Below are 20684 nucleotides of genomic sequence, written 5' to 3' on the forward strand. Positions count from 1 at the left end.
GTGCGTGTGAATGTGAAGCAGGCGTATGAGGCGGAACTGGCCAGCAAGGGCTACCAGAGCGATCCGGCCCAGTTGCGCGCCGTCGAGGCGTTGCAGCGGTGTGCCGACGATTGGGCGCTGTACAAGGAGCGCCGCTCCAACGCCTTGAAGAAGCTCATCAACCGGCCCGAGGTGCCGCGCGGCGTGTACATGTACGGCGGCGTGGGGCGGGGCAAGAGCTTTCTCATGGACTGCTTTTTCAACGCCGTGCCCATCCGCCGCAAGGTGCGGCTGCATTTCCACGAGTTCATGCGCGAAGTGCACCGCGAACTGGCGGGCCTGCAGGGCACCGTCAATCCGCTGGACGTGCTGGGCGAGCGCATCTCCAAGCGCTACAAGCTCATCTGCTTCGATGAGTTCCATGTGGCGGACATCACCGACGCGATGATCCTGCACCGCCTGCTGGCGGCGCTTTTTCGACAACGGCGTGGGTTTTGTCACCACCTCCAATTTCGAGCCCGACGGGTTGTACCCCGGTGGGCTGCACCGCGACCGCATCCTGCCCGCCATCGAACTGCTGAACCAGCGGATGGAGGTGGTCAACGTGGACAACGGCACCGACTACCGCCGCCGCACGCTGGAGATGGTGCGGCTGTACCACACGCCGCTGGGACCCCAGGCCGATGCGGAGATGTCCGAGGCGTTCGACCAACTGGCCGAAGTGCGCGACGAAGACCCGGTCCTGCACATCGAGGCACGCGAGATCCGTGCGCGCCGCAAGGCCGGCGGCGTCGTCTGGTTCGATTTCAGCGTGCTGTGCGGTGGCCCGCGCTCGCAGAACGACTACCTGGAAATCGCCACGCAGTTCCACACCGTGCTGCTGTCGGATGTGCCCCACATGCCCGTATCGATGGCGTCGCCGGCCCGGCGCTTCACGTGGCTGGTGGACGTGCTGTACGACCGGCGCGTCAAGCTCATCCTGTCCGCCGCCGTGCCGCCCGAAGCGCTGTACACCGAGGGCCCGCTGGCCCATGAATTTCCGCGCACCGTCTCCCGGCTGAATGAAATGCAGTCCAAGGAATTCCTGGATCTGGAGCGGCGCGTGGTGGACACCGGATTGACGTAACCTCTTTTCTCGCCATGCCATCCTTCCAACGCCTTTTCCTTGCCACCGCACTGGCGCTCGCCTCGACGCTGGCTGCGGCCCAGTCACCGCTGGCCGCATCGCGCGCCGCCGCCGATGCCGCGCAGGCCGAGCGCCGCACCGAGCGCGACCAGATCCAGCGCGACCGCCGCGCGCTGGAGGCCCGGCGCATCAAGGAAGAGGCCGTCTGCTACCAGCGCTTTTCCGTCGAGGACTGCCTGATCGGCGTGCGGGCGCAGGTGCGGGACCAGGAAAGCGCACTGCGGCAGCGCGAAGTGGCCCTGAACGACGCCGAGCGCCGTGAAAAGGCGGCCTTGCGCGTGCAGTCGATCGAGCAAAAGCAGCAGGAGCAGCGCGAGAAGCTTGAAGCCGGCGAACGCCCCGCACCCATGCAGGCCGCCTCCCGGGCTCAGGCGCAAGCGCAGGGCCGTGCGGAGCGCGAGCACGACGCGCAGCAGCGCGCCGCACAGCAGCATTCGCGGGAGCAGTCGCACGAAGCCGCCAAGGCCGAGCGTGCGGCAGCGCAACCCGGCCAGATTTCCGAAGCGCGTGCCCGGTACGAGGCCAAGCAGAAGGCCGCCCAGGAGCGGCGCGAAAAGCACGAGAAGGCGCGGGCCGATGCCGAAGCCCAGGGCCGCAAGCCGGCAGCGGCGCTGCCACCGCCACCGCCGGTTCCACCGGCCAGCGCTGCCCCCTGAAGGCGGCGCCAAGGCGCACGCCTTCCACCAGGCGCGGGCAACTGCCATGGGGCACCCCAACCCTGTGGCGCGGGGCAGGTGCGCGCTGTTGACGCCTTCCTCAGCGCACCAGCCGGGCCGGTTTCTTTTCTTCCACCAGCGCCTCGATCTTCACGATGGCGAGCGAGAGGTTGTCCCCGCCGCCACGGGCCCGTGACCGCGCTTTCTCGATGAGGAATTCCGTGGCCTCGCGCGGCGACAGCGAGTCCACCACCGACGCCAGCTCCGTGGGCGAAAAATAGTGCCACACGCCGTCGCTGCACGCCAGGAGCACATCGCCCGGCAGCAGTTGCGGAATCATGTGCTGGGCCACCGGCGGATCGCTCTCGGTGCCCAGGCAGCCCACCAGGATGTTGGAGTGCGGATGGGTGTTGGCCTCGGCCTCGGTGATTTCGCCGCGGTCGACCAGGGCCTGCACATATGAATGGTCGCTGGTGCGGTGGGCCAGCCGCGCGCCCTGGAAGTGATAGATGCGTGAATCGCCGGCATGCGCCCAGTGGCAGTCGCCCCGGGGGTTGATGATGAAGGCCGCCACCGTGCTGTGCGGCTCCTGCTCTGCTGAGATGGCGGTGAGGCGGATCACGATGTGCGCCTCTTCCACCATGTGCTTGAGCATCGTCGCGGTGTCGTCGGTGTCCGGCGAGTACCGCTCGAACCATTGCCGGGCCGTGAGCATCACCTGGTCGGACGCCTTGCGGCCCCCGCTGCGCCCTCCCATGCCGTCCGCCACGACACCGAGCACGCAGCCGTTGTAGCGGGGGTGGGCGATCAACGCGACCTGGTCCTGCTGGTATTCGCGATCGCCTTTGTGGATGCCGGTTGACGCAGTGAGGCGAAACGGTTTGGTCATGGCAGAAATGGTGGAAGGCGCGGGCCGGCCGAAGGGCCGGGCGAAGCACGTATTATCGGGCGCCCTTTGGCGGTTTTGCCATGCGACGCCTCTGCTGCCTTCTTTCCTTGCACCGCCTTTTACCCTGTCCATTTCCTCCCGGTCCCACCATGCGGTCCGGTGCGGTCGCCCGTGAGCGCAACCAGGAATGACCGGCATGGAATTGCCCCGCATCGAATCGCTCGTCCATGGCGTGCAGGCCGCGTTCGAAGCGGGCGGCGTGCTGTCGCTGGCCCAGACGCATTTCTCGCCCCGCGCTGGCCAGACCGAGATGGCGCTGGCGGTGGCCGAGACCATCGAGCAGGGAGGGGGTCTGGTGGTGGAGGCGGGCACGGGCGTCGGCAAGACGTTTTCCTATCTGGTGCCGGCGCTGCTCAGTGGCGAGCGGGTGCTGGTGTCCACCGCCACCAAGGCGCTGCAGGACCAGTTGTTCGCGCGCGACCTGCCCCGCCTCGTTCAGGCACTGGCGTTGCCCGTGCGCACCGCGCTGCTCAAGGGCCGGGCCAGCTACCTATGCCTGCACCGCATGGAGTTGGCACGCCAGGATGCGGCCGCTCACGATGCAGCTGTGGCGCGGGTGCTGGCCCGCGTGGAAACCTGGTCGCAAGGGACGGTGAGCGGGGATTTGGCTGAGTTGCCGGGGCTGGATGAGCGCTCTCCGGTGATTCCGCTGGTCACCTCCACCCGCGAGAACTGCCTGGGCTCGCCGTGCCCGCGCTTTCGGGACTGCCATGTCCACCGTGCCCGGCGCGAGGCGCTGGCTGCCGATGTGGTGGTGATCAACCACCACCTCTTTTTTGCGGACCAGGCCGTTCGCGATTCCGGCATGGCCGAACTGTTGCCTTCCGTGCGCGTCGTCGTCTTCGACGAGGCGCACCAGCTGAACGAAACCGGCGTGCAGTTCATGGGCAAACAAGCCTCTACCGCGCAGTTGCTGGATTTTTTCGCGCGACGTGATGGCGGCAGGCCTGCAGTTCGCCCGCGGGCTGGCCGATTGGCTGGGGGTGGCCGGCGCGCTGGACCGCGCCGGCCGCGATCTTCGTCTGGCCGCAGGCCGTGCCCCGGCCGGTTCGCGGTTGCGTTGGACAAGCGAGGTGCCCGACGGCGTGGACCCCGGCGAATGGCATGCGGCCATGCAGCAGGTGGTCGGCGCATGCCGCGCAGCCCTGGCGGCCCTGGACACCGTGAGCGAGATCGCCCCGGACTTCGTGCGCCTGCATGGCCGTGCGGTGCAGCTCATGGAGCGCATGGACGGCTTTTCCCAGCCTTGTGCCGCGGATGCGGTCCGATGGGTGGATGTGGCGGGCGCGTTGCGGCTCGTGGAAGCGCCGCTCGACATCGCGGGCCCGATGCGGTCCCTGTGGCAACTGCCCGCTGGCGAGCCCGAGCCTGAGGCCGAGGCCTCGGCCTGGGATGAGCCGGACGCGGCCGCGGTGCTGTCGCAGGGCAAGCCCCGTGCATGGATCTTCACCTCGGCCACCTTGGGGGACGATGCGAGCCTGCGCTGGTTCACCGAGCCCTGCGGTTTGCAGGACGCGCGCATCTTGCGGGTGGAGAGCCCGTTCGACTATGCGTCGCAGGCGGCCTTCCATGTGCCTTTGGAATTGCCCAAGCCTTCCGACCCCTCCCACAGCGCGGCATTGGCGGCCTGGGTGGGCAGCGCGGTGTCGGTGCTCGGAGGGCGCACCCTGGTGCTCACCACCACGCTCAAGGCCCTGCGGACCATCGGCGATGCGCTGCAGGCCCGGTTCGCTGCGGATTCCGGCATCGAGGTGCTGGTGCAGGGCCAGTGGCCCAAGCGGCGTTTGATGGAGCGGTTCCGCGAAGGCGCGTCCGAGGGGCGGGCAGGGTGCGTGCTGGTCGCGTCCGCCACGTTCTGGGAAGGGTTCGACGTGCCGGGCGAGGCCCTGCAACTGGTGGTGATCGACAAACTGCCGTTCCCGCCACCGGGCGATCCGCTGGTGGAGGCGCGCTCCCAGCGGCTGGAACAGGCCAAACGCAGCGCCTTCCGGTACTTTTCGCTGCCGGAGGCAGCGATCGCCCTCAAGCAGGGCGCGGGGCGGTTGATTCGCAGCGAAACCGATCGGGGCGTGCTGGTGGTGGCCGACACCCGCCTGGTCGAGATGGGCTACGGCAAGCGCCTGCTGTCAGCCTTGCCACCCATGCGGCGCCTTCACACGGCGCAGGAATTCGATGCAGCGCTGCGCGCGCTCACCACACCTTCCACCACGGCTCCGACTTGGCCTTGAGGCCATCGCGGTTCAACTCGCTCTGCGGGTAGGAACTTGCCATGACGCGCTGCGCATCGTCGCGCAACTGGGTCATGCCCAGCGCATCGTAGGACTTCACCAGGATGTACAGGGCCTCTTCCAGCGCAGGCACTTCCTTGTAGTCGGCCAGGGCGATCTGGGCCCGGCTGATGGCCGCCACATAGGCGCCGCGCTCGTAGTAGTAGCGGGCCACGTGCACTTCGTACTGCGCCAGGGAATTGACGATGTAGGTCATGCGCTGGCGCGAGTCCTGGGCATAGCGCGATTCCGGGAACCGCGTGGTCAGCTCGCGGAAGGACTCAAACGAATCCTTGGCGGCCTTCTGGTCGCGCTCGGACAGGTCCTGGCGTGACAGCCAGGAGAACAGCCCCAGGTTGTCGTTGAAGTTGACGAGCCCCTTCAGGTACAGCGCGTAGTCGTAGGCGGGGCTGGCGGGGTGCAGCTTCATGAAGCGGTCCAGCGTGGCGATGGCCTGGGCCTTTTCGCCGGCCTTGTACTGGGCATAGGCCTTTTCCAACTGGGCCTGCTGTGCCAGCGGCGTGCCGGCCGCGCGACCTTCGAGCTTTTCCAGCAGGGGCACGGCCTTGTCGTAGCCGCCACTGTTGAGTTCGTCGCGGGCTTCGGAGTAGATGCGATTGGGGCTCCAGCCGGCGGTCTTGTCTTCGGGGGTGCTGGAGCAGCCCGCCATCAGGCCGGCGGCCAGCAGGGCGGACAACAGGGGCAGGGGAAAACGCGGCATGGAGGCAGCTTTCAGGCAAAAGAAGGGCATCGGTTCCCGCTTCCGATCAGGGGCCGGGACGACCACAGGGGGCTGGCCGCGGCGATCGGGCAGGAGCCGGATTGTACCGGCGTGCCAGCCGGCGGCCTGAACGAAACGCCGGGGCTCTGGCGCGGGGCAGGAAGCGGGCGTTCCTACAATACCCGCCATGTTTGTCCATTTGCGCCTGCACACCGAATTTTCCGTCGTCGACGGCACCAACCGCATTGATGAAGTGGCCAAGGCGGCTGCCAAGGACGGCCAGCCCGCCCTGGCGATCACCGACCTCGGCAATCTTTTCGGCGCCATCAAGTTTTACAAGGAAGCGCGGGGCAAGGGCGTCAAGCCCGTGCTGGGCGCCGAAGTGTTCGTCGAACCCGAGGAGCCGGGCAATCCACCTTCCCGCATGATCCTGCTGGTGCAGGGCAAGCAGGGATACCTGAACCTGTCGGAACTGCTCGCGCGCGCCTGGACGCGCAACGTGGTGAAGAACCAGCCCCTTTGCACCTGGGCCTGGCTGGAGGAACTGGGCGAAGGCCTCATCGCTTTGGCGGGCGCTCAGGCCGGTCCCGTGGGGCAGGCCATCGTGAAGGGCGACGACGCGGGGGCCGCGCGTCTGGCACTGCGGCTGGCAGGGCTGTTCCCCCATCGCTTCTACCTGGAGATCCAGCGCGCCGGCCGGCCCGACGACGAAGCCCATGTGGTGTCTGCCGTGCAACTGGCCGCCCGGCTGAACCTGCCCGTCGTCGCGACCCACCCCGTGCAGTTCGCCACGGCCGACGATTACGAGGCCCATGAAGCGCGTGTGTGCATCTCCGAAGGCGAAATCCTGGGCAACCAGCGGCGGGTGCGCAAGTTCACGCGCGAGCAATACTTCAAATCGAGCGCGCAGATGGAGGCGCTGTTCGCCGACGTGCCGTCCGCGATCGCCAATACGCTGGAGATCGCCAAGCGCTGCAACCTGACCCTGGTGCTGGGCAAGCCGCAGCTGCCGGACTTTCCCACCCCGGGCGGCATGCCCATTGACGAGTACTTCCGGGTGGCTTCGCTGGCGGGGCTGGAAGAGCGTCTGGCGCACCTGTACCCCAAGGAGGCGGATCGCGACAAGGAGCGCCCGCGCTACCTGGAGCGGCTGGAGTTCGAGATCAACACCATCCTGAAAATGGGGTTCCCGGGCTACTTCCTGATCGTGGGGGACTTCATCCAGTGGGCCAAGAACAACGGCTGCCCGGTGGGGCCGGGCCGGGGCTCCGGTGCTGGCTCGCTGGTGGCCTATGCACTCAAGATCACCGATTTGGACCCGCTGCAGTACAACCTGCTGTTCGAGCGGTTCCTGAACCCCGAGCGGGTGTCGATGCCCGACTTCGACATTGATTTCTGCCAGTCCAACCGCGATCGCGTGATCGACTACGTGAAGGACAAGTACGGCAAGGATGCCGTGAGCCAGATCGCCACGTTCGGCACCATGGCCGCAAAGGCCGCGATCCGCGACGTGGGCCGGGTCATGGACATGAGCTACACGTTCTGCGACGGCATTTCCAAGCTCGTGCCGGGCAAGCCCGGCATGTCGTACACGCTGCAGTACCCGCCCAACCCCAAGAAGGAGGGCGACAAGAACAATTACGCACTCGAACTGGAGCCGCTGCTGGCCGAGCGCGTGCAGAAGGAAGAAGACGTCAAGACCATCATCGAGATGGCGCAAAAGCTCGAGGGCATGACCCGCAACATCGGCATGCACGCCGGGGGCGTGCTCATCGCCCCGGGCAAGCTCACCGATTTTTGCCCCCTCTACCAGCAGCCGGGCAGCGATTCCGCCGTGAGCCAGTACGACAAGGACGATGTGGAAGCCATCGGCCTGGTGAAGTTCGACTTCTTGGGCCTGGCCACGCTGACCATCCTGGAGATCGCCAAGGAGTTCGTCGTCAAGCGCCACAAGGGGCAGGAGAACTTCACGTTCGAGAACATTCCGCTGGACGATGCACCCACCTACCGTCTCTTTTCCGACGGCAAGACCGAAGCCGTGTTCCAGTTTGAAAGCCGCGGCATGCAGGGCATGCTCAAGGAAGCCCGCCCCAGCCGGCTGGAAGACCTCATCGCCCTGAACGCGCTGTACCGGCCGGGTCCGATGGATCTGATCCCCAGCTTCGTGAACCGCAAGCATGGCAAGGAGGTGGTGGAATACCCCCATCCGCTGGTCGAGAAGGTGCTGTCGGAAACCTACGGGATCATGGTGTACCAGGAGCAGGTGATGCAGACCGCCCAGGTGCTGGGCGGCTACTCGCTCGGCGGCGCCGACATGCTGCGCCGGGCGATGGGCAAGAAGAAGGCCGAGGAGATGGCCGAGCACCGCGAGATCTTCCGTGCGGGAGCGGCCAAGCAGAACATCAGCCAGGAAAAGGCCGACGAAGTCTTCGACCTGATGGAGAAGTTCGCCGGGTACGGCTTCAACAAGTCGCACGCGGCGGCCTACTCGCTGCTGGCCTACCAGACCGGCTGGCTCAAGGTGCACTACACGGCCGAATTCTTCTGCGCCAACATGACGGTGGAAATGGACGACACCGACAAGCTCAAGGTGCTGTTCGAAGATGCCATGAAGAACTTTGGCCTGACGTTCGAGCCGCCGGACGTGAACCGGGGCATGTACCGGTTCGAGCCGGTCACGGACAAGGTCATCCGCTACGGGCTGGGCGCCATCAAGGGAACGGGCCAGCAGGCGATCGAAGCCATCATTGCGGCCCGGGATGGGCGCGGCGCGGGACCGCGCGGCGATACCAAGGGCCCTTTTACCAGCCTGTTCGACTTCTGCGTCCGCGTGGACCGCACGCGCTTGAACAAGCGCACGCTGGAGGCGCTCATCAAGGCGGGTGCGTTCGACACCATGAACATGAATCGGGCCTCGCTCGTCGCCTCGATCGACCGGGCGTTCGACTTTGCGAACGCCACGCTGGCCAATGCCAACCAGGGCGGCCTGTTCGACATGATGGGCGAGGACGCCCACGGCTCGAGCACGCAGGAGCCCGAACTCGTCGAGATGGTGCCCTGGGGTGTGAAGGAGCGCCTCACGCAGGAAAAGACGGCCGTGGGCTTCTACCTGTCGGGCCACCTGTTCGACGAGGTGGCCAGTGAGGTGCGCCGTTTCGTACGCACGCAGATCGACGAACTGCTCGACAGCCGCGAGCCCCAGATCCTGGCGGGCATCATCAGCGACTTTCGGGTGATCAACGGGCAGCGGGGCCGACTGGCCCTGTTCAAGTTGGACGACAAGTCGGCCACCATCGAAGCCTCGGCCGACGAGAACGTGGTCAACGCCCACCGGGACATGCTGAAGGACGACGAGTTCGTGGTCATGAGCGGCCGCCTGCAGCTCGACCATTTCAGTGGCGGGCTGCGGGTGAAGGTGCAGCAGGTGTGGGACCTGGCGGGGGCTCGGGCCAAGTTCGGACGCTACCTGCAGGTCGCCATCGGCGATACCGCGCCGGACGTGCAGCGCCTGGTGCGCGAATTCCCGCCTCGCCGACAGGAAACCGAGCAGGGTGAGGTGCTGGTGCACGGCCTTCGGGTGCGCATGGGCATCCGCTGCAAGGCCGGCCAAGGCCAGGCTGTGGCGGAGTTGCAACTGGGTGAGGGCAGCCGTTTCTTCCCCTCCGACGCCGCTTTGGCGGCCTGGAGCGCCCAGGCCGGCACCGGTTCGGTCAATGTGGTGTACGACGCAGGCTGACCCGGCGAGGATGGGGCTTGAAACACCGTTGGATGATCACTACATGGGAGAGGCTGCGTCGACCGCCGTGGCTCGCTAGAATGAAATCCATGGCAACTAAACCACCTTCCCCCACCCCCGCTCCGCCCACCAGGACGCCAGCGCGGGATGATGGCGGTTCGGTCGTGCTCGAACGTCGCACGCAAAAGACCCAGCCGCCGCAAATGTTTCAGGTGGTCATGCTCAATGATGACTTCACGCCGATGGAATTCGTCATCGTCGTGCTGCAGGAATTCTTCAGCAAAGACCGGGAAGCAGCCACGCAGATCATGCTGAAAATCCATTTGGACGGCAAAGGCGTATGTGGGGTGTATTCCCGCGATGTCGCCGCCACCAAAGTGGAGCAGGTCCGCGAGGCGGCCCACAAGGCGGGGCATCCGCTGCAATGCCTCAGCGAGCCTGTTGAATAAACGGCCTTTGGTCCCGATCTACAGTAATCCCTTCCACGCAAGCACAAAGGAGTTCACATGATTGCCCAGGAACTGGAAGTCAGCTTGCACATGGCCTTTGTCGAGGCCCGCCAGCAGCGCCACGAGTTCATTACCGTGGAGCATCTGCTGCTTGCACTGCTAGATAACCCCAGCGCAGCCGAGGTGCTGCGCGCATGTTCGGCCAACATCGATGATCTGCGGTCATCGCTGGCCAATTTCATCAAAGACAATACCCCTCAGGTCGCCGGCACCGACGAGGTGGACACGCAGCCCACGCTGGGTTTCCAGCGCGTGATACAGCGCGCCATCATGCACGTGCAGTCCACGGGCAACGGCAAGAAGGAAGTCACGGGCGCCAACGTGCTCGTGGCCATCTTTGGCGAGAAGGATTCGCACGCCGTGTACTACCTGCACCAGCAGGGCGTCACGCGCCTAGACGTGGTCAATTTCATTGCCCACGGCATCAAGAAAGGCGAGCCGCCGGAACCCGCCAAGCCTGAGAACCAGGGAGAAGGCGAAGAGGGCGGTGGCGGTGGCGAGCGCAACGAGAAAGCCTCGCCGCTCGAGCAGTACACCCAGAACCTCAATCAGGCGGCCAAGGACGGCAAGATCGACCCGCTGATCGGCCGCCACTACGAGGTCGAGCGCACGATCCAGATCCTGTGCCGGCGCCGCAAGAACAACCCGCTGCTCGTGGGCGAAGCCGGCGTGGGCAAGACGGCCATCGCCGAGGGCCTGGCATGGCGCATCACACAGAACGACGTGCCGGAAATCCTGGCCGAGGCGGTCGTGTATTCGCTCGACATGGGCGCCTTGCTGGCGGGCACCAAGTACCGTGGTGATTTCGAGCAGCGCTTGAAGGGTGTGCTCAAGTCGCTCAAGGACAAGCCCAATGCGGTGCTGTTCATCGACGAAATCCACACGCTGATCGGCGCCGGTGCGGCCTCGGGCGGCACGCTGGACGCGTCCAACCTGCTCAAGCCGGCGCTCTCCAGCGGCCAGCTCAAATGCATCGGCGCGACCACGTTCACCGAGTACCGCGGCATCTTCGAAAAAAGACGCGGCCCTGTCGCGCCGGTTCCAGAAGGTCGATGTGGTGGAGCCGACCGTGCAGGAAACGGTGGACATCCTCAAGGGCCTCAAGTCGCGCTTCGAAGAGCACCACAGCGTGAAGTACGCCGCGGCGGCATTGCAGGCAGCGGCCGAATTGTCGGCCAAGTACATCAACGACCGTCACCTGCCCGACAAGGCGATCGACGTGATCGACGAAGCCGGCGCGGCTCAACGCATCCAGGTGGCCAGCAAGCGCAAGAAGACCATCGGCAAGGCCGAGATCGAGGAGATCGTGGCGAAGATCGCGCGCATCCCGCCCGCGAACGTGTCCAACGACGACCGCAGCAAGCTGCAGACCATCGAGCGCGACCTCAAGAGCGTGGTGTTCGGCCAGGACAAGGCGCTGGAGGTGCTCGCTTCCGCCGTGAAGATGGCGCGTTCGGGCCTGGGCAAGGGCGACAAGCCGATCGGCTCGTTCCTGTTCAGCGGCCCCACTGGCGTCGGCAAGACCGAAGCGGCCAAGCAGCTCGCCTACATCATGGGCATCGAGCTGATCCGCTTCGACATGTCGGAGTACATGGAGCGCCATGCGGTGAGCCGCCTGATCGGTGCGCCTCCGGGCTATGTCGGGTTCGACCAGGGTGGGTTGCTGACCGAGGCAGTCACGAAGAAGCCGCACTCCGTGCTGCTGCTCGACGAGATCGAAAAGGCGCATCCGGACATCTTCAACGTGCTGCTGCAGGTGATGGACCACGGCACGCTGACCGACAACAACGGGCGCAAGGCCGACTTCCGCAACGTCATCATCATCATGACGACGAACGCGGGTGCCGAGACCATGAACAAGGCCACCATCGGGTTCACGAACCCGCGGCAGGCGGGCGATGAAATGGGCGACATCAAGCGCCTGTTCACGCCCGAGTTCCGCAACCGGCTGGATGCCATCGTGAACTTTAAGGCGCTGGACGAGCAGATCATTCTGCGCGTGGTGGACAAGTTCCTGCTGCAACTCGAAACCCAGTTGAGCGAGAAGAAGGTGGAGGTGACCTTCACCGACACGCTGCGCAAGCACTTGGCCAAGAAGGGCTTCGATCCGCTGATGGGCGCCCGCCCGATGCAGCGCCTGATCCAGGACACCATCCGCCGTGCCCTGGCCGACGAACTGCTCTTCGGCCGCCTGACCGAAGGTGGCCGCCTCACGGTGGACATCGAGGTGAAGACGGACGAAAAAGGCGTGGAAACGCCCGAGGTGCTGCTGGACATCCAGCCGCTGCCCAAGCGGGAGCGCTCGGCGAAATCCGAGCCGGCCGAGCCGGAAGAGGCCACGGCAGACTGATCGACCGATGGATTACCTGGCCGCCCATGGTGGCCGCCTGATGAAAAAGCCCGCGTTCACCGCGGGCTTTTTCTTTTCCACCCTTGCCCTGGCTTGCAGGCCGCTCAGGGCAAGGTCATGCGGCGCCGGCCCGCATCACGGCGCCATCAGCCGCTGCAGCAACTCCAAGGTGGGATAGCCGTCGGCCACCACGCCGATGCTCTGCTGGAACTGGCGCAGGCCGGCGCGCGTGGCGGGGCCCATCACGCCGTCCGCCGTGCCGGCGGAAAACCCGCGCTGGTTCAATGCTGTCTGCAGGTCTTTCACCTGGCTGCGCGACAGGGGTTGCAAATCCCGCGGCCAGGGGGCCACCACGCCCGTGCCGCCCTCGATCTGCCGCGCCAGCAGGCCCACTGCCAGGGCGTAGTTCACCGAGTTGTTGTAGCGCAGGATGCTGCGGAAGTTGTCGCCCACCAGGAAGGCCGGCCCGCGCGCACCCGCGGGGGCGATGACATACGCCGCACCCAGGTCGGGCAGGGGTTGCCGGTCGATGGCCACCACCCCTTCCGCGGTCCACTGCGCGGACGACTGGCGCACGGTGTTCTCGGCGCGGGCGTGATCGAAACCCGGCGGCAACTGCACCTCGATACCCCAGGGCTGTCCGCTGCGCCAGCCGGAGCTGGCCAGGTAGTTGGCGGTGGACGACGCCACATCGGGGATGCTGCCCCAGATGTCGCGGCGGCCGTCTCCGTCGGCGTCGACCGCGTAGGCGAGGAACACGGACGGCAGGAACTGCGTGTGGCCCATGGCGCCCGCCCACGATCCGATCATGCGGTCGGCCGCGATGTCGCCCTGGTCCAGGATGCGCAGCGCCGCCAGCAGTTCGTTGCGGGCCCATTGGGCGCGGCGGCCCTCGAAACCCAGCGTGGCCAGCGCATCGACGGCACGGAAGGTGCCAAAATTGCCGCCGTAGTTGCTTTCCATGCCCCAGATGGCGGTGACGATCGAGGCCGGCACGCCGTACCGCGCAGCCGCGGTTTCGAGCGGCGCCGCGTATTCGGCCCGCTTGGCCTGGCCCTGGGCGATGCGCTGGGCAGAAACAGCACTGTCCAGGTACGCCCACGGGGTGCGCGTGAACTCGGGCTGCGCGCGGTCCAGCTCGATCACCCGCTGTTGCAACTGCGCGCCGGCCAGGGCCGTCTGCGCGGTATCGGGCCGGATCCCGGCCGCCAGTGCGTCCTGGGTGAAGGCCGTGATCCATGCGGCGAAGCCGGCCTGTTCGGCCGCAGCGGCTTCTTCGGGGCTGACCGCAGGCGCCGCGGCGTCCTGGACCGGGGGAGGGGCGGAAGGTATCGCGACCGGTGGTGACACTGCGGGCTGCGCAGGCGGAACGGCAGGGGCGGCGTGGGCCGGGGCGGTTTCCGGAGGCTGGGCGCGCGGCGCCGATGCACAGCCTGCGAGGGCCGCCGCGGCGGCCAGCGGAACCAGCCAGTGGGCTGCGCGGGTTCTGGAGGAGAGACGGAGGGGCGAGGAGGGGGCAAGGCGTCGTTGCATGCCTTATTGTCCCGCGCCCCGGCATACTTGCGGGCTTCGGTGTTACCGGCTGCACGATTTCATGCATACCTTTTTCTGGCACGACTACGAAACCTTTGGCGCCAACACGCGCCGTGATCGCCCCGCGCAGTTCGCGGGGATCCGCACCGATGCGGACCTGAACGAAATCGGCGAACCGCTGATGGTCTATTGCCAGCCCGCGCCCGATTACCTGCCCGACCCGGTGTCGTGCCTGATCACCGGCATCACGCCGCAGGTCGCATTGGAGCGTGGCCTTCCGGAGCATGCGTTCGCCGCGCGCATCGAGGCCGAGCTGGCGCTGCCCGGCACCATCGGCGTCGGCTACAACACCATCCGGTTCGACGACGAGATCACGCGGTTCATGTTCTGGCGCAACCTGATGGACCCCTATGCCCGGGAATGGCAGAACCAGTGCGGTCGGTGGGACCTGCTCGACGTGGTGCGCATGGCCTACGCGCTGCGCCCGGATGGCATCGTCTGGCCGAAGAAGGAAGACGGCTCGCCCAGCTTCAAGCTGGAACACCTGTCAAAGGCCAATGGCCTGGCGCACGAGGCCGCGCACGATGCGCTCTCCGACGTGCGCGCCACCATCGCCCTGGCCCGGCTGATCCGCGACCGGCAGCCCAAGCTGTTCGAGTTCGCGCTGGGGCTGCACAAAAAAGACCGCGTGGCCACTGAATTGCGCCTGCCCGCCACGGCCGACACCGCACGGCCTTTTTTGCACATCTCGGGCATGTTCCCTGCCGAGCGCGGCTGCGTCGCGGTGATGTGGCCGCTCGCCAGCCACCCCACCAACAAGAACGAACTGATCGCCTGGGACCTGGCCCACGATCCGTCCGAACTGGCCCTGCTGGGCGCCGAGGCGATCCGCGAGCGGCTGTTCAGCCGGGCGGATGCGCTGCCCGAAGGCGTGACGCGCCTGCCCATCAAGACCGTGCACCTGAACAAGTCGCCGATGGTGGTGGGCAACGTCAACACGCTGACGCCCCAGATGGCCCAGCGCTGGTCCGTCGATCTCGAGCGGGCCGCCGGCCATGCCGAGGTGGCGCGCGCCTTGCCCGACATGAGCGCCATCTGGGCCAGCGTGTTCACGCGGCCGCAGGAAGCCGCACCGGACGTGGACCAGGACCTGTACGGCGGCTTCGTCGGCAACGAGGACCGTCGCCGGCTGAACCGCCTGCGTACCCTGCCAGCCCAGGAACTCGCCTTGGCCAAGACGGGCTTTGACGACGAGCGGCTCGAAGAGCTGGTGTGGCGCTACCGTGCGCGCAATTTCCCGCACACGCTGGACGGTGCCGACCAGGAGCGCTGGGAGGGCCACCGCGTGGCTTGCCTGATGGAAGGCGCGGGCGGCGCGCTCACCTTCGACGAGCTGTTCGCCAAGCTGGACGAGCTGGGCGCCGAGGCGGATGAGCGGGGCGAGGAAATCCTGGGCGCACTGTACGACTACGCGGAAAGCATCGCGCCCGCGATGTAGCGGGAGGCTTCGATGTCCATGACTCCGTCCCCTTTGGAAAGTACCACCATGCCCGTGCTACCCCCGGCCGAGGCCGGTGTGCACGCGCTGGCCGAGTTCATGGCAACGCACCCTCGGGTGTTCGTGCTCACCGGGGCGGGCTGCAGCACGGCGGCGGGCATTCCCGATTACCGCGACGGCAATGGCGACTGGAAGCGGCCGCCGCCCCTCACGTTCCAGGCCTTCATGGGCGACGACGCCACGCGCCGCCGCTATTGGGCGCGCAGCTTCATCGGCTGGCGCGTGATGGGGCGGGCGCGCCCTGCACCGGCGCACCATGCGCTCGCCGCGCTGGAAGCGGCCGGCCGGGTGGAGCTGCTGCTCACGCAGAACGTGGACGGCCTGCACACGGCTGCGGGGAGCCTTCGCACCATCGATCTGCATGGCTGCATCGACACCGTGCGCTGCATGGCCTGCGAAGCCCGTTTGCCACGCGCCGAGCTGCAGGATGAGTTGCTGCGCCGCAATCCCGATTGGGCCGCGCTGCATGCGCATGCGGCACCCGATGGCGATGCCGACCTGGAAGGCCAGGATTTCAGCGCGTTCGATGTGCCGCCGTGCCCGCGCTGCGGCGCCGGCCCGCTCAAGCCCGATGTGGTGTTCTTCGGCGAAAGCGTGCCGCGCGATCGCGTGCAGGCCGCCCGCGATGCGCTGCTGCGCGCCGATGCCATGCTGGTGGCCGGTTCGTCGCTCATGGTGTATTCGGGCTTTCGCTTCGTGCAGATGGCGGTGGACGCGGGCAAGCCCGTGGCGGCCGTCAACTGGGGCCGCACGCGGGCCGATCCGCTGCTGTCGCTCAAGGTCGAGCAGGATGTCGGAACGGCGCTGGGCGCGGTGGCCCGTGCGCTGGCTGGAGGGGCTGCCGGACCGCTGTGAGCGAGGTGGCAGCGCGCGGGATGTGGTGCCAAGTGAACCGAGGACACCGCCAGGGCTTTGGATACACCCCGGCGGTGCCATTGGTGTAAGGTGCCAGTCGCCCAAGCAACACCCTGGCGCCATGCAGCGCCGGGCGATGACAGAGCCCCAAGGAGACAGCATGGAGACGAACGCATCCCTCGGTGCGCCCGGCCCGACGCCGGGCGAAGTGGCCGCTTCGGCGGCGCAGCGGATCACGCAGGCGCACGAGCGCTCCACCGCCTTCGGCCTGCGGCGGCACGAGTCGGCGGACCTGCGGCCCCTGGATGCCGAAGCCCTGGCCTGGATGGTGGCCCGCAACGAAGCGCTGTTCGCCCACGCCCGCCCCGTGATGGAAACGCTGTCGGCCCAGATCGCCGGCACCCAGAGCATGGTGCTGCTGACCGATGCGCAGGGCGTGGTGCTGCACGCCCTGGGCGACGACGAGTTCCTGGACCGGGCGAGCCGGGTTGCCCTGCGCCCCGGCGCGGCGTGGTCCGAGCGCAGCAAGGGCACGAATGCCATCGGCACGGCCCTGGCGCTGGGCGAGGCGCTGCAGGTCAACGGCAATGAGCACTTTCTGCAGGCCAACCATTTCCTGACCTGTTCCTGCGCGCCCATCCTTGACCCGCACGGGCATGTGATCGGCGCGCTCGACGTGAGCGGCGACCACCGCAGCCAGAGCGCCCACACCATGGCGCTGGTGCGCATGTCGGCCAAGATGGTGGAGAACCACCTGTTCGGCAAGGTGTTCGAAGACGCCGTTCGGCTGCGCTTCCATGCGCGGACGGAATTCCTCGGCACGCTGGTGGAGGGGTTGGCCGCGTTCACGCCGGACGGGCGGTTCCTCGCCGCCAACCGCAGCGGGCAGTTCCAGCTGGGCATGTCTGCCAATGCGTTGCAGGCGCACACGTTCTCTTCGCTGTTCGGCATACCCATGGCGGCGCTGCTCGCGCATGCCCGCCAGGCCGTTCCGGAGCCGCTGCGCCTGCAGCTGCCCGGCGGCGTGGCGGTGCAGGCGATGGTGGAGTTTCGGCCACGCCCGGGCACGCTGCTGCCCTGGGTCGACCCGGGCAACGGGCCCGATCGGTCTGATCGGTCCGACGGGGCCGGGGCGCCACCGGCGATCCAGCCAGGGGAGGGCGATGCGCCAGGCGCGCTGCCCGCCCGGCCGCGACCGGCGAAGCCGGCCCGGCTGTCCAGCCTGCGCTACCTGGACACGGGCGATGCCCAGCTCGCCCAGGTGATCGACCGGGTCACGCGGCTGCTGGGCAGCGACGTGTCCACGCTGATCCTGGGCGAGACCGGAACGGGCAAGGAACTGCTGGCCCGCGCCATCCACCAGGACGGGCCGCGGCAGGGCGGCCCTTTCGTGGCGGTCAACTGCGCGTCGATTCCCGAGACGCTGATCGAGTCCGAGTTGTTCGGCTACGACGAAGGCGCCTTCACCGGCGCACGGCGCAAGGGCCATCCCGGCAAGATCGTGCAGGCCCATGGCGGCACGCTGTTCCTCGACGAGATCGGCGACATGCCGCTGTCGATGCAGGCCCGGCTGCTGCGCGTGCTGCAGGAGCGCAGCGTTTCGCCGCTGGGTGGGGTGCGGCAGGTGCCGGTGGACGTGGCCGTGGTCTGCGCCACGCACCGCAACCTGCGCGAGATGATGGCGCAGGGCACCTTCCGCGACGACCTGTATTACCGGCTGAACGGGCTCGTCGTGCGGCTGCCCGCGCTGCGTGAGCGCACCGATCTGGCCGTGATTGTCGAGCGCATCCTGCGTGCGCAGGCCGACGCCCCCGCCAGCGCGGTGCCGCGCGTCGCGCCCGAGGCCATGGCGCTGTTCGCCGCGCATGCCTGGCCGGGCAACCTGCGCCAGTTGAGCAGCGTGCTGCGCACCGCGGCGCTGATGGCGCGGGGCGACGCCGGGGTGATCCAGCGGGCGCATCTGCCCGAGGACTTCCTGGAGGATTGCGACCTGCTGCTGGCGCATGCCAACGGCACAGCAGTCAATGCAGGAGGGCCTGCCCCGGCCCTGGCCCGGGCCTTGCCGGGCGAGCATGCGTTGGCACACAGCCCCGTTGCCGTACCGCGCCTGGGCGATACCACCGCTGCTGCCCTGGCGCAGGCGCTGACGGCCCACGGCGGCAATGTATCGGCCGCGGCGCGTGCGCTGGGCGTGTCGCGCAACACCGTGTACCGTCACCTCAAGGCGGCGCAGGCCGCAGGCGGGCCCGAGCCTTTCAAGCCGGCGGCCCGAGCGCGCTGACGGCCTCCCATTCCGCGTCGCTGTACAGCCGCGACCGTGTGAGAAAACGCAGGCCTGTGGGCCGTTCCAGCGAGAACATGCCGCCGTTGCCGGGCACCGCATCGATGATGAGGTGCGTGTGCTCCCAGTAGGCGAACTGCGAGCGGCTCATGTAGAAGGGCGTGCCCGCGATCTCGCCCAGCAGCACGTCCGAATCGCCCAGCAGAAACTCCCCCAGCGCGAAGCACATCGGCGCGCTGCCGTCGCAGCACCCCCCCGACTGGTGGAACATGAGCGGGCCGTGCTGCGCGACCAGGCGCTCGATGAGCGCGACGGCCGCCGGCGTGGCCGAGACGCGGCCCACGGGCCCGGTCTCCGGGGCGGGTACCGGGGTGGAGGGGGCGGCCGGCGTGTTCATGGGGATCAGGCCGTTGCCATGTCCAGCACGATGCGCCCCTGGATCTGCCCCTGGCGCATGCGGTCGAACACGTCGTTGATGTTCTCGAGCTTCTCCGTGGCCACGGTGGCCTTCACCTGGCCGCGCGCGGCGAAATCGAGCGACTCCTGCAGGTCGAGCCGCGTGCCCACGATGGAGCCGCGCACCGTCACGCCGCGCAGCACCATGTCGAAGATCGGCAGGGGGAAGTTGCCGGGCGGCAGGCCGTTGAGCGCCACCGTGCCGCCGCGCCGCACCATGCCCAGGGCCTGCTCGAAGGCCTTGGGCGACACGGCGGTCACCAGCGCACCGTGGGCGCCGCCGATCTCCTTTTGCAGGTAGGCGGCGGGGTCGGTGGTCTTGGCGTTCACCGTCACGCTCGCCCCCAGCTGCCTGGCGAGGTCGAGCTTGTCGTCTTCCACGTCCACGGCGGCCACGTTCAGGCCCATGGCCTTGGCGTACTGCACGGCCATGTGGCCCAGGCCGCCGATGCCCGAGATGACGACCCAGTCGCCGGGCTTGGTGTCGGTCACCTTGAGGCCCTTGTACACCGTGACGCCGGCGCACAGCACCGGCGCGATGTCCACGAAGCCGATGTCCTTGGGCAGGTGGCCCACGAAGTTCGGGTCGGCCAGGGCGTAGTCGGCAAAGCCGCCGTTGACCGAATAGCCGGTGTTGCTCTGCGATTCGCACAGCGTCTCCCAGCCGCCCATGCAATGCGTGCAGTAGCCGCACGCCGAGTGCAGCCAGGGCACGCCCACGCGGTCGCCTTCCTTCACGTGCTTGACGTTCTTGCCGACGCCGGCCACGAAGCCCACGCCTTCATGGCCCGGGATGAACGGCGGGTTCGGCTTGACGGGCCAGTCGCCTTCGGCGGCGTGCAGGTCGGTGTGGCACACGCCGGAGGCCTCGATTTTCACGAGGATCTGGTCGTCCGAAGGCGTGGGCACGGGCACTTCCTCGATGGTGAGCGGCTGGCCGAATGTGCGAACGACAGCGGCCTTCATGGTCTTGGCGGTCATGGGTGGGGAAATCCTTTCGTCTGCAGCGGATGTGCAGCGGGTTCAACGGGGTGTCGGGCCTTCACGGTAGGCCCGACACCCGGTGGCTGGGCTGATGCAGATCAAGCGATCAGAAGAAGCCCAGCGGCGCCTGCGAGTAGCTCACCAGCAGGTTCTTGGTCTGCTGGTAGTGGTCCAGCATCATCTTGTGGTTCTCGCGGCCGATGCCCGACTGCTTGTAGCCGCCGAAGGCCGCGTGCGCAGGGTACTGGTGGTAGCAGTTGGTCCACACGCGCCCGGCCTGGATGCCCTTGCCCATGCGGAAGGCGCGTGCGCCGTCGCGGCTCCACACGCCGGCGCCCAGGCCGTAGAGCGTGTCGTTGGCGATCTCCAGCGCCTCTTCCTCGGTCTTGAAGGTGGTCACCGACAGCACGGGGCCGAAGATCTCCTCCTGGAAGATGCGCATCTTGTTGTGGCCCTTGAACACCGTGGGCTTCACGTAGTAGCCGCCGGCCAGGTCGCCGTCCAGGTGGTTGCGCTCGCCGCCGATCAGGCACTGCGCGCCCTCCTGCTTGCCCAGGTCCAGGTACGAGAGGATCTTTTCGAGCTGCTCCTGCGAGGCCTGCGCGCCGATCATGGTGGCCTTGTCCAGCGGGTGGCCCTGCTTGATGGCCGCCACGCGCTTCAG

Annotated in this window: 11 protein-coding genes and 4 pseudogenes; 9 read left to right on the forward strand and 6 right to left on the reverse strand. The window is 67.5% G+C overall.

Features of this window, described 5'->3' with window-relative positions:
- Positions 1-6: 6 nt before the first annotated feature.
- A pseudogene (zapE, locus tag AC27IO_RS05160) lies at positions 7-1105 on the forward strand (cell division protein ZapE).
- A 14-nt stretch (positions 1106-1119) separates the two neighbouring features.
- The gene (locus AC27IO_RS05165; protein WP_498737666.1) at positions 1120-1821 is read left to right on the forward strand and encodes a hypothetical protein; all 702 of its coding nucleotides are present in this window, start codon (positions 1120-1122) and stop codon (positions 1819-1821) included.
- Between the two features lie 100 nt (positions 1822-1921).
- Here AC27IO_RS05165 and AC27IO_RS05170 read toward each other — a convergent pair whose 3' ends face one another.
- Entirely contained in the window at positions 1922-2710 is a 789-nt protein-coding gene (locus tag AC27IO_RS05170; protein WP_317358777.1) for a PP2C family protein-serine/threonine phosphatase, read from the reverse strand.
- Positions 2711-2906: 196 nt separating this feature from the next.
- Between AC27IO_RS05170 and yoaA the strand changes: the two are divergent.
- A pseudogene (yoaA, locus tag AC27IO_RS05175) lies at positions 2907-4998 on the forward strand (DNA repair helicase YoaA).
- Here yoaA and AC27IO_RS05180 read toward each other — a convergent pair.
- Complete coding sequence (locus AC27IO_RS05180) at positions 4961-5758, reverse strand: outer membrane protein assembly factor BamD (RefSeq protein WP_272563805.1); 798 nt, start codon at positions 5756-5758, stop codon at positions 4961-4963. The pseudogene yoaA and the gene AC27IO_RS05180 overlap by 38 nt on opposite strands.
- Positions 5759-5945: 187 nt before the next feature.
- Here AC27IO_RS05180 and dnaE point away from each other — a divergent pair, with 187 nt between their 5' ends.
- The 3 genes and pseudogenes from dnaE to clpA all read left to right on the forward strand — a co-directional run bounded on the left by dnaE (position 5946) and on the right by clpA (position 12353).
- Positions 5946-9494: a DNA polymerase III subunit alpha gene (dnaE, locus tag AC27IO_RS05185; protein ID WP_498737668.1), complete on the forward strand. Its 3549-nt coding sequence runs from the start codon at positions 5946-5948 to the stop codon at positions 9492-9494.
- 80 nt (positions 9495-9574) lie between these two features.
- Positions 9575-9943, forward strand: coding sequence for an ATP-dependent Clp protease adapter ClpS (gene clpS, locus AC27IO_RS05190; protein WP_272563803.1), 369 nt, complete (start codon positions 9575-9577; stop codon positions 9941-9943).
- Positions 9944-10000: 57 nt separating this feature from the next.
- Positions 10001-12353, forward strand: a pseudogene (gene clpA, locus AC27IO_RS05195) (ATP-dependent Clp protease ATP-binding subunit ClpA).
- Positions 12354-12488: 135 nt separating this feature from the next.
- On the opposite strand, the gene AC27IO_RS05200 reads toward clpA, so the two are convergent.
- Positions 12489-13886, reverse strand: coding sequence for a lytic murein transglycosylase (locus AC27IO_RS05200; RefSeq protein WP_498737670.1), 1398 nt, complete (start codon positions 13884-13886; stop codon positions 12489-12491).
- A 61-nt stretch (positions 13887-13947) separates the two neighbouring features.
- Here AC27IO_RS05200 and sbcB point away from each other — a divergent pair, with 61 nt between their 5' ends.
- From sbcB to AC27IO_RS05215, 3 genes are all read left to right on the forward strand, one after another.
- Positions 13948-15384: an exodeoxyribonuclease I gene (gene sbcB / locus AC27IO_RS05205; protein ID WP_498737671.1), complete on the forward strand. Its 1437-nt coding sequence runs from the start codon at positions 13948-13950 to the stop codon at positions 15382-15384.
- A 48-nt stretch (positions 15385-15432) separates the two neighbouring features.
- Positions 15433-16299, forward strand: a complete 867-nt coding sequence (locus AC27IO_RS05210; RefSeq protein ID WP_498737673.1) for an NAD-dependent protein deacetylase — start codon at positions 15433-15435, stop codon at positions 16297-16299.
- Between the two features lie 160 nt (positions 16300-16459).
- Positions 16460-18580, forward strand: a complete 2121-nt coding sequence (locus AC27IO_RS05215; RefSeq protein ID WP_498737675.1) for a sigma-54-dependent Fis family transcriptional regulator — start codon at positions 16460-16462, stop codon at positions 18578-18580.
- Here the strand turns inward: AC27IO_RS05215 and AC27IO_RS05220 are convergent.
- The 3 genes and pseudogenes from AC27IO_RS05220 to adh form a co-directional block, all read right to left on the reverse strand.
- Entirely contained in the window at positions 18555-18977 is a 423-nt protein-coding gene (locus AC27IO_RS05220; protein ID WP_284406404.1) for a DUF779 domain-containing protein, read from the reverse strand. The two genes, AC27IO_RS05215 and AC27IO_RS05220, sit on opposite strands and share 26 nt — an antisense overlap.
- 5 nt (positions 18978-18982) lie before the next feature.
- Positions 18983-20017, reverse strand: coding sequence for an alcohol dehydrogenase AdhP (gene adhP / locus AC27IO_RS05225; protein ID WP_487090396.1), 1035 nt, complete (start codon positions 20015-20017; stop codon positions 18983-18985).
- A 109-nt stretch (positions 20018-20126) separates the two neighbouring features.
- Positions 20127-20684: pseudogene (gene adh, locus AC27IO_RS05230) on the reverse strand (aldehyde dehydrogenase); the annotation flags it as partial.

Source organism: Acidovorax sp. KNOB132 (assembly GCF_057541515.1).

Bases quoted from the DNA above. Each gene is read 5' to 3' on its own strand.
- AC27IO_RS05165 (WP_498737666.1), top strand. From the start codon at position 1,120: ATGCCATCCTTCCAACGCCTTTTCCTTGCCACCGCACTGGCGCTCGCC.
- AC27IO_RS05170 (WP_317358777.1), bottom strand. From the start codon at position 2,710: ATGACCAAACCGTTTCGCCTCACTGCGTCAACCGGCATCCACAAAGGC.
- AC27IO_RS05180 (WP_272563805.1), bottom strand. From the start codon at position 5,758: ATGCCGCGTTTTCCCCTGCCCCTGTTGTCCGCCCTGCTGGCCGCCGGC.
- dnaE (WP_498737668.1), top strand. From the start codon at position 5,946: ATGTTTGTCCATTTGCGCCTGCACACCGAATTTTCCGTCGTCGACGGC.
- clpS (WP_272563803.1), top strand. From the start codon at position 9,575: ATGAAATCCATGGCAACTAAACCACCTTCCCCCACCCCCGCTCCGCCC.
- AC27IO_RS05200 (WP_498737670.1), bottom strand. From the start codon at position 13,886: ATGCAACGACGCCTTGCCCCCTCCTCGCCCCTCCGTCTCTCCTCCAGA.
- sbcB (WP_498737671.1), top strand. From the start codon at position 13,948: ATGCATACCTTTTTCTGGCACGACTACGAAACCTTTGGCGCCAACACG.
- AC27IO_RS05210 (WP_498737673.1), top strand. From the start codon at position 15,433: ATGCCCGTGCTACCCCCGGCCGAGGCCGGTGTGCACGCGCTGGCCGAG.
- AC27IO_RS05215 (WP_498737675.1), top strand. From the start codon at position 16,460: ATGGAGACGAACGCATCCCTCGGTGCGCCCGGCCCGACGCCGGGCGAA.
- AC27IO_RS05220 (WP_284406404.1), bottom strand. From the start codon at position 18,977: ATGAACACGCCGGCCGCCCCCTCCACCCCGGTACCCGCCCCGGAGACC.
- adhP (WP_487090396.1), bottom strand. From the start codon at position 20,017: ATGACCGCCAAGACCATGAAGGCCGCTGTCGTTCGCACATTCGGCCAG.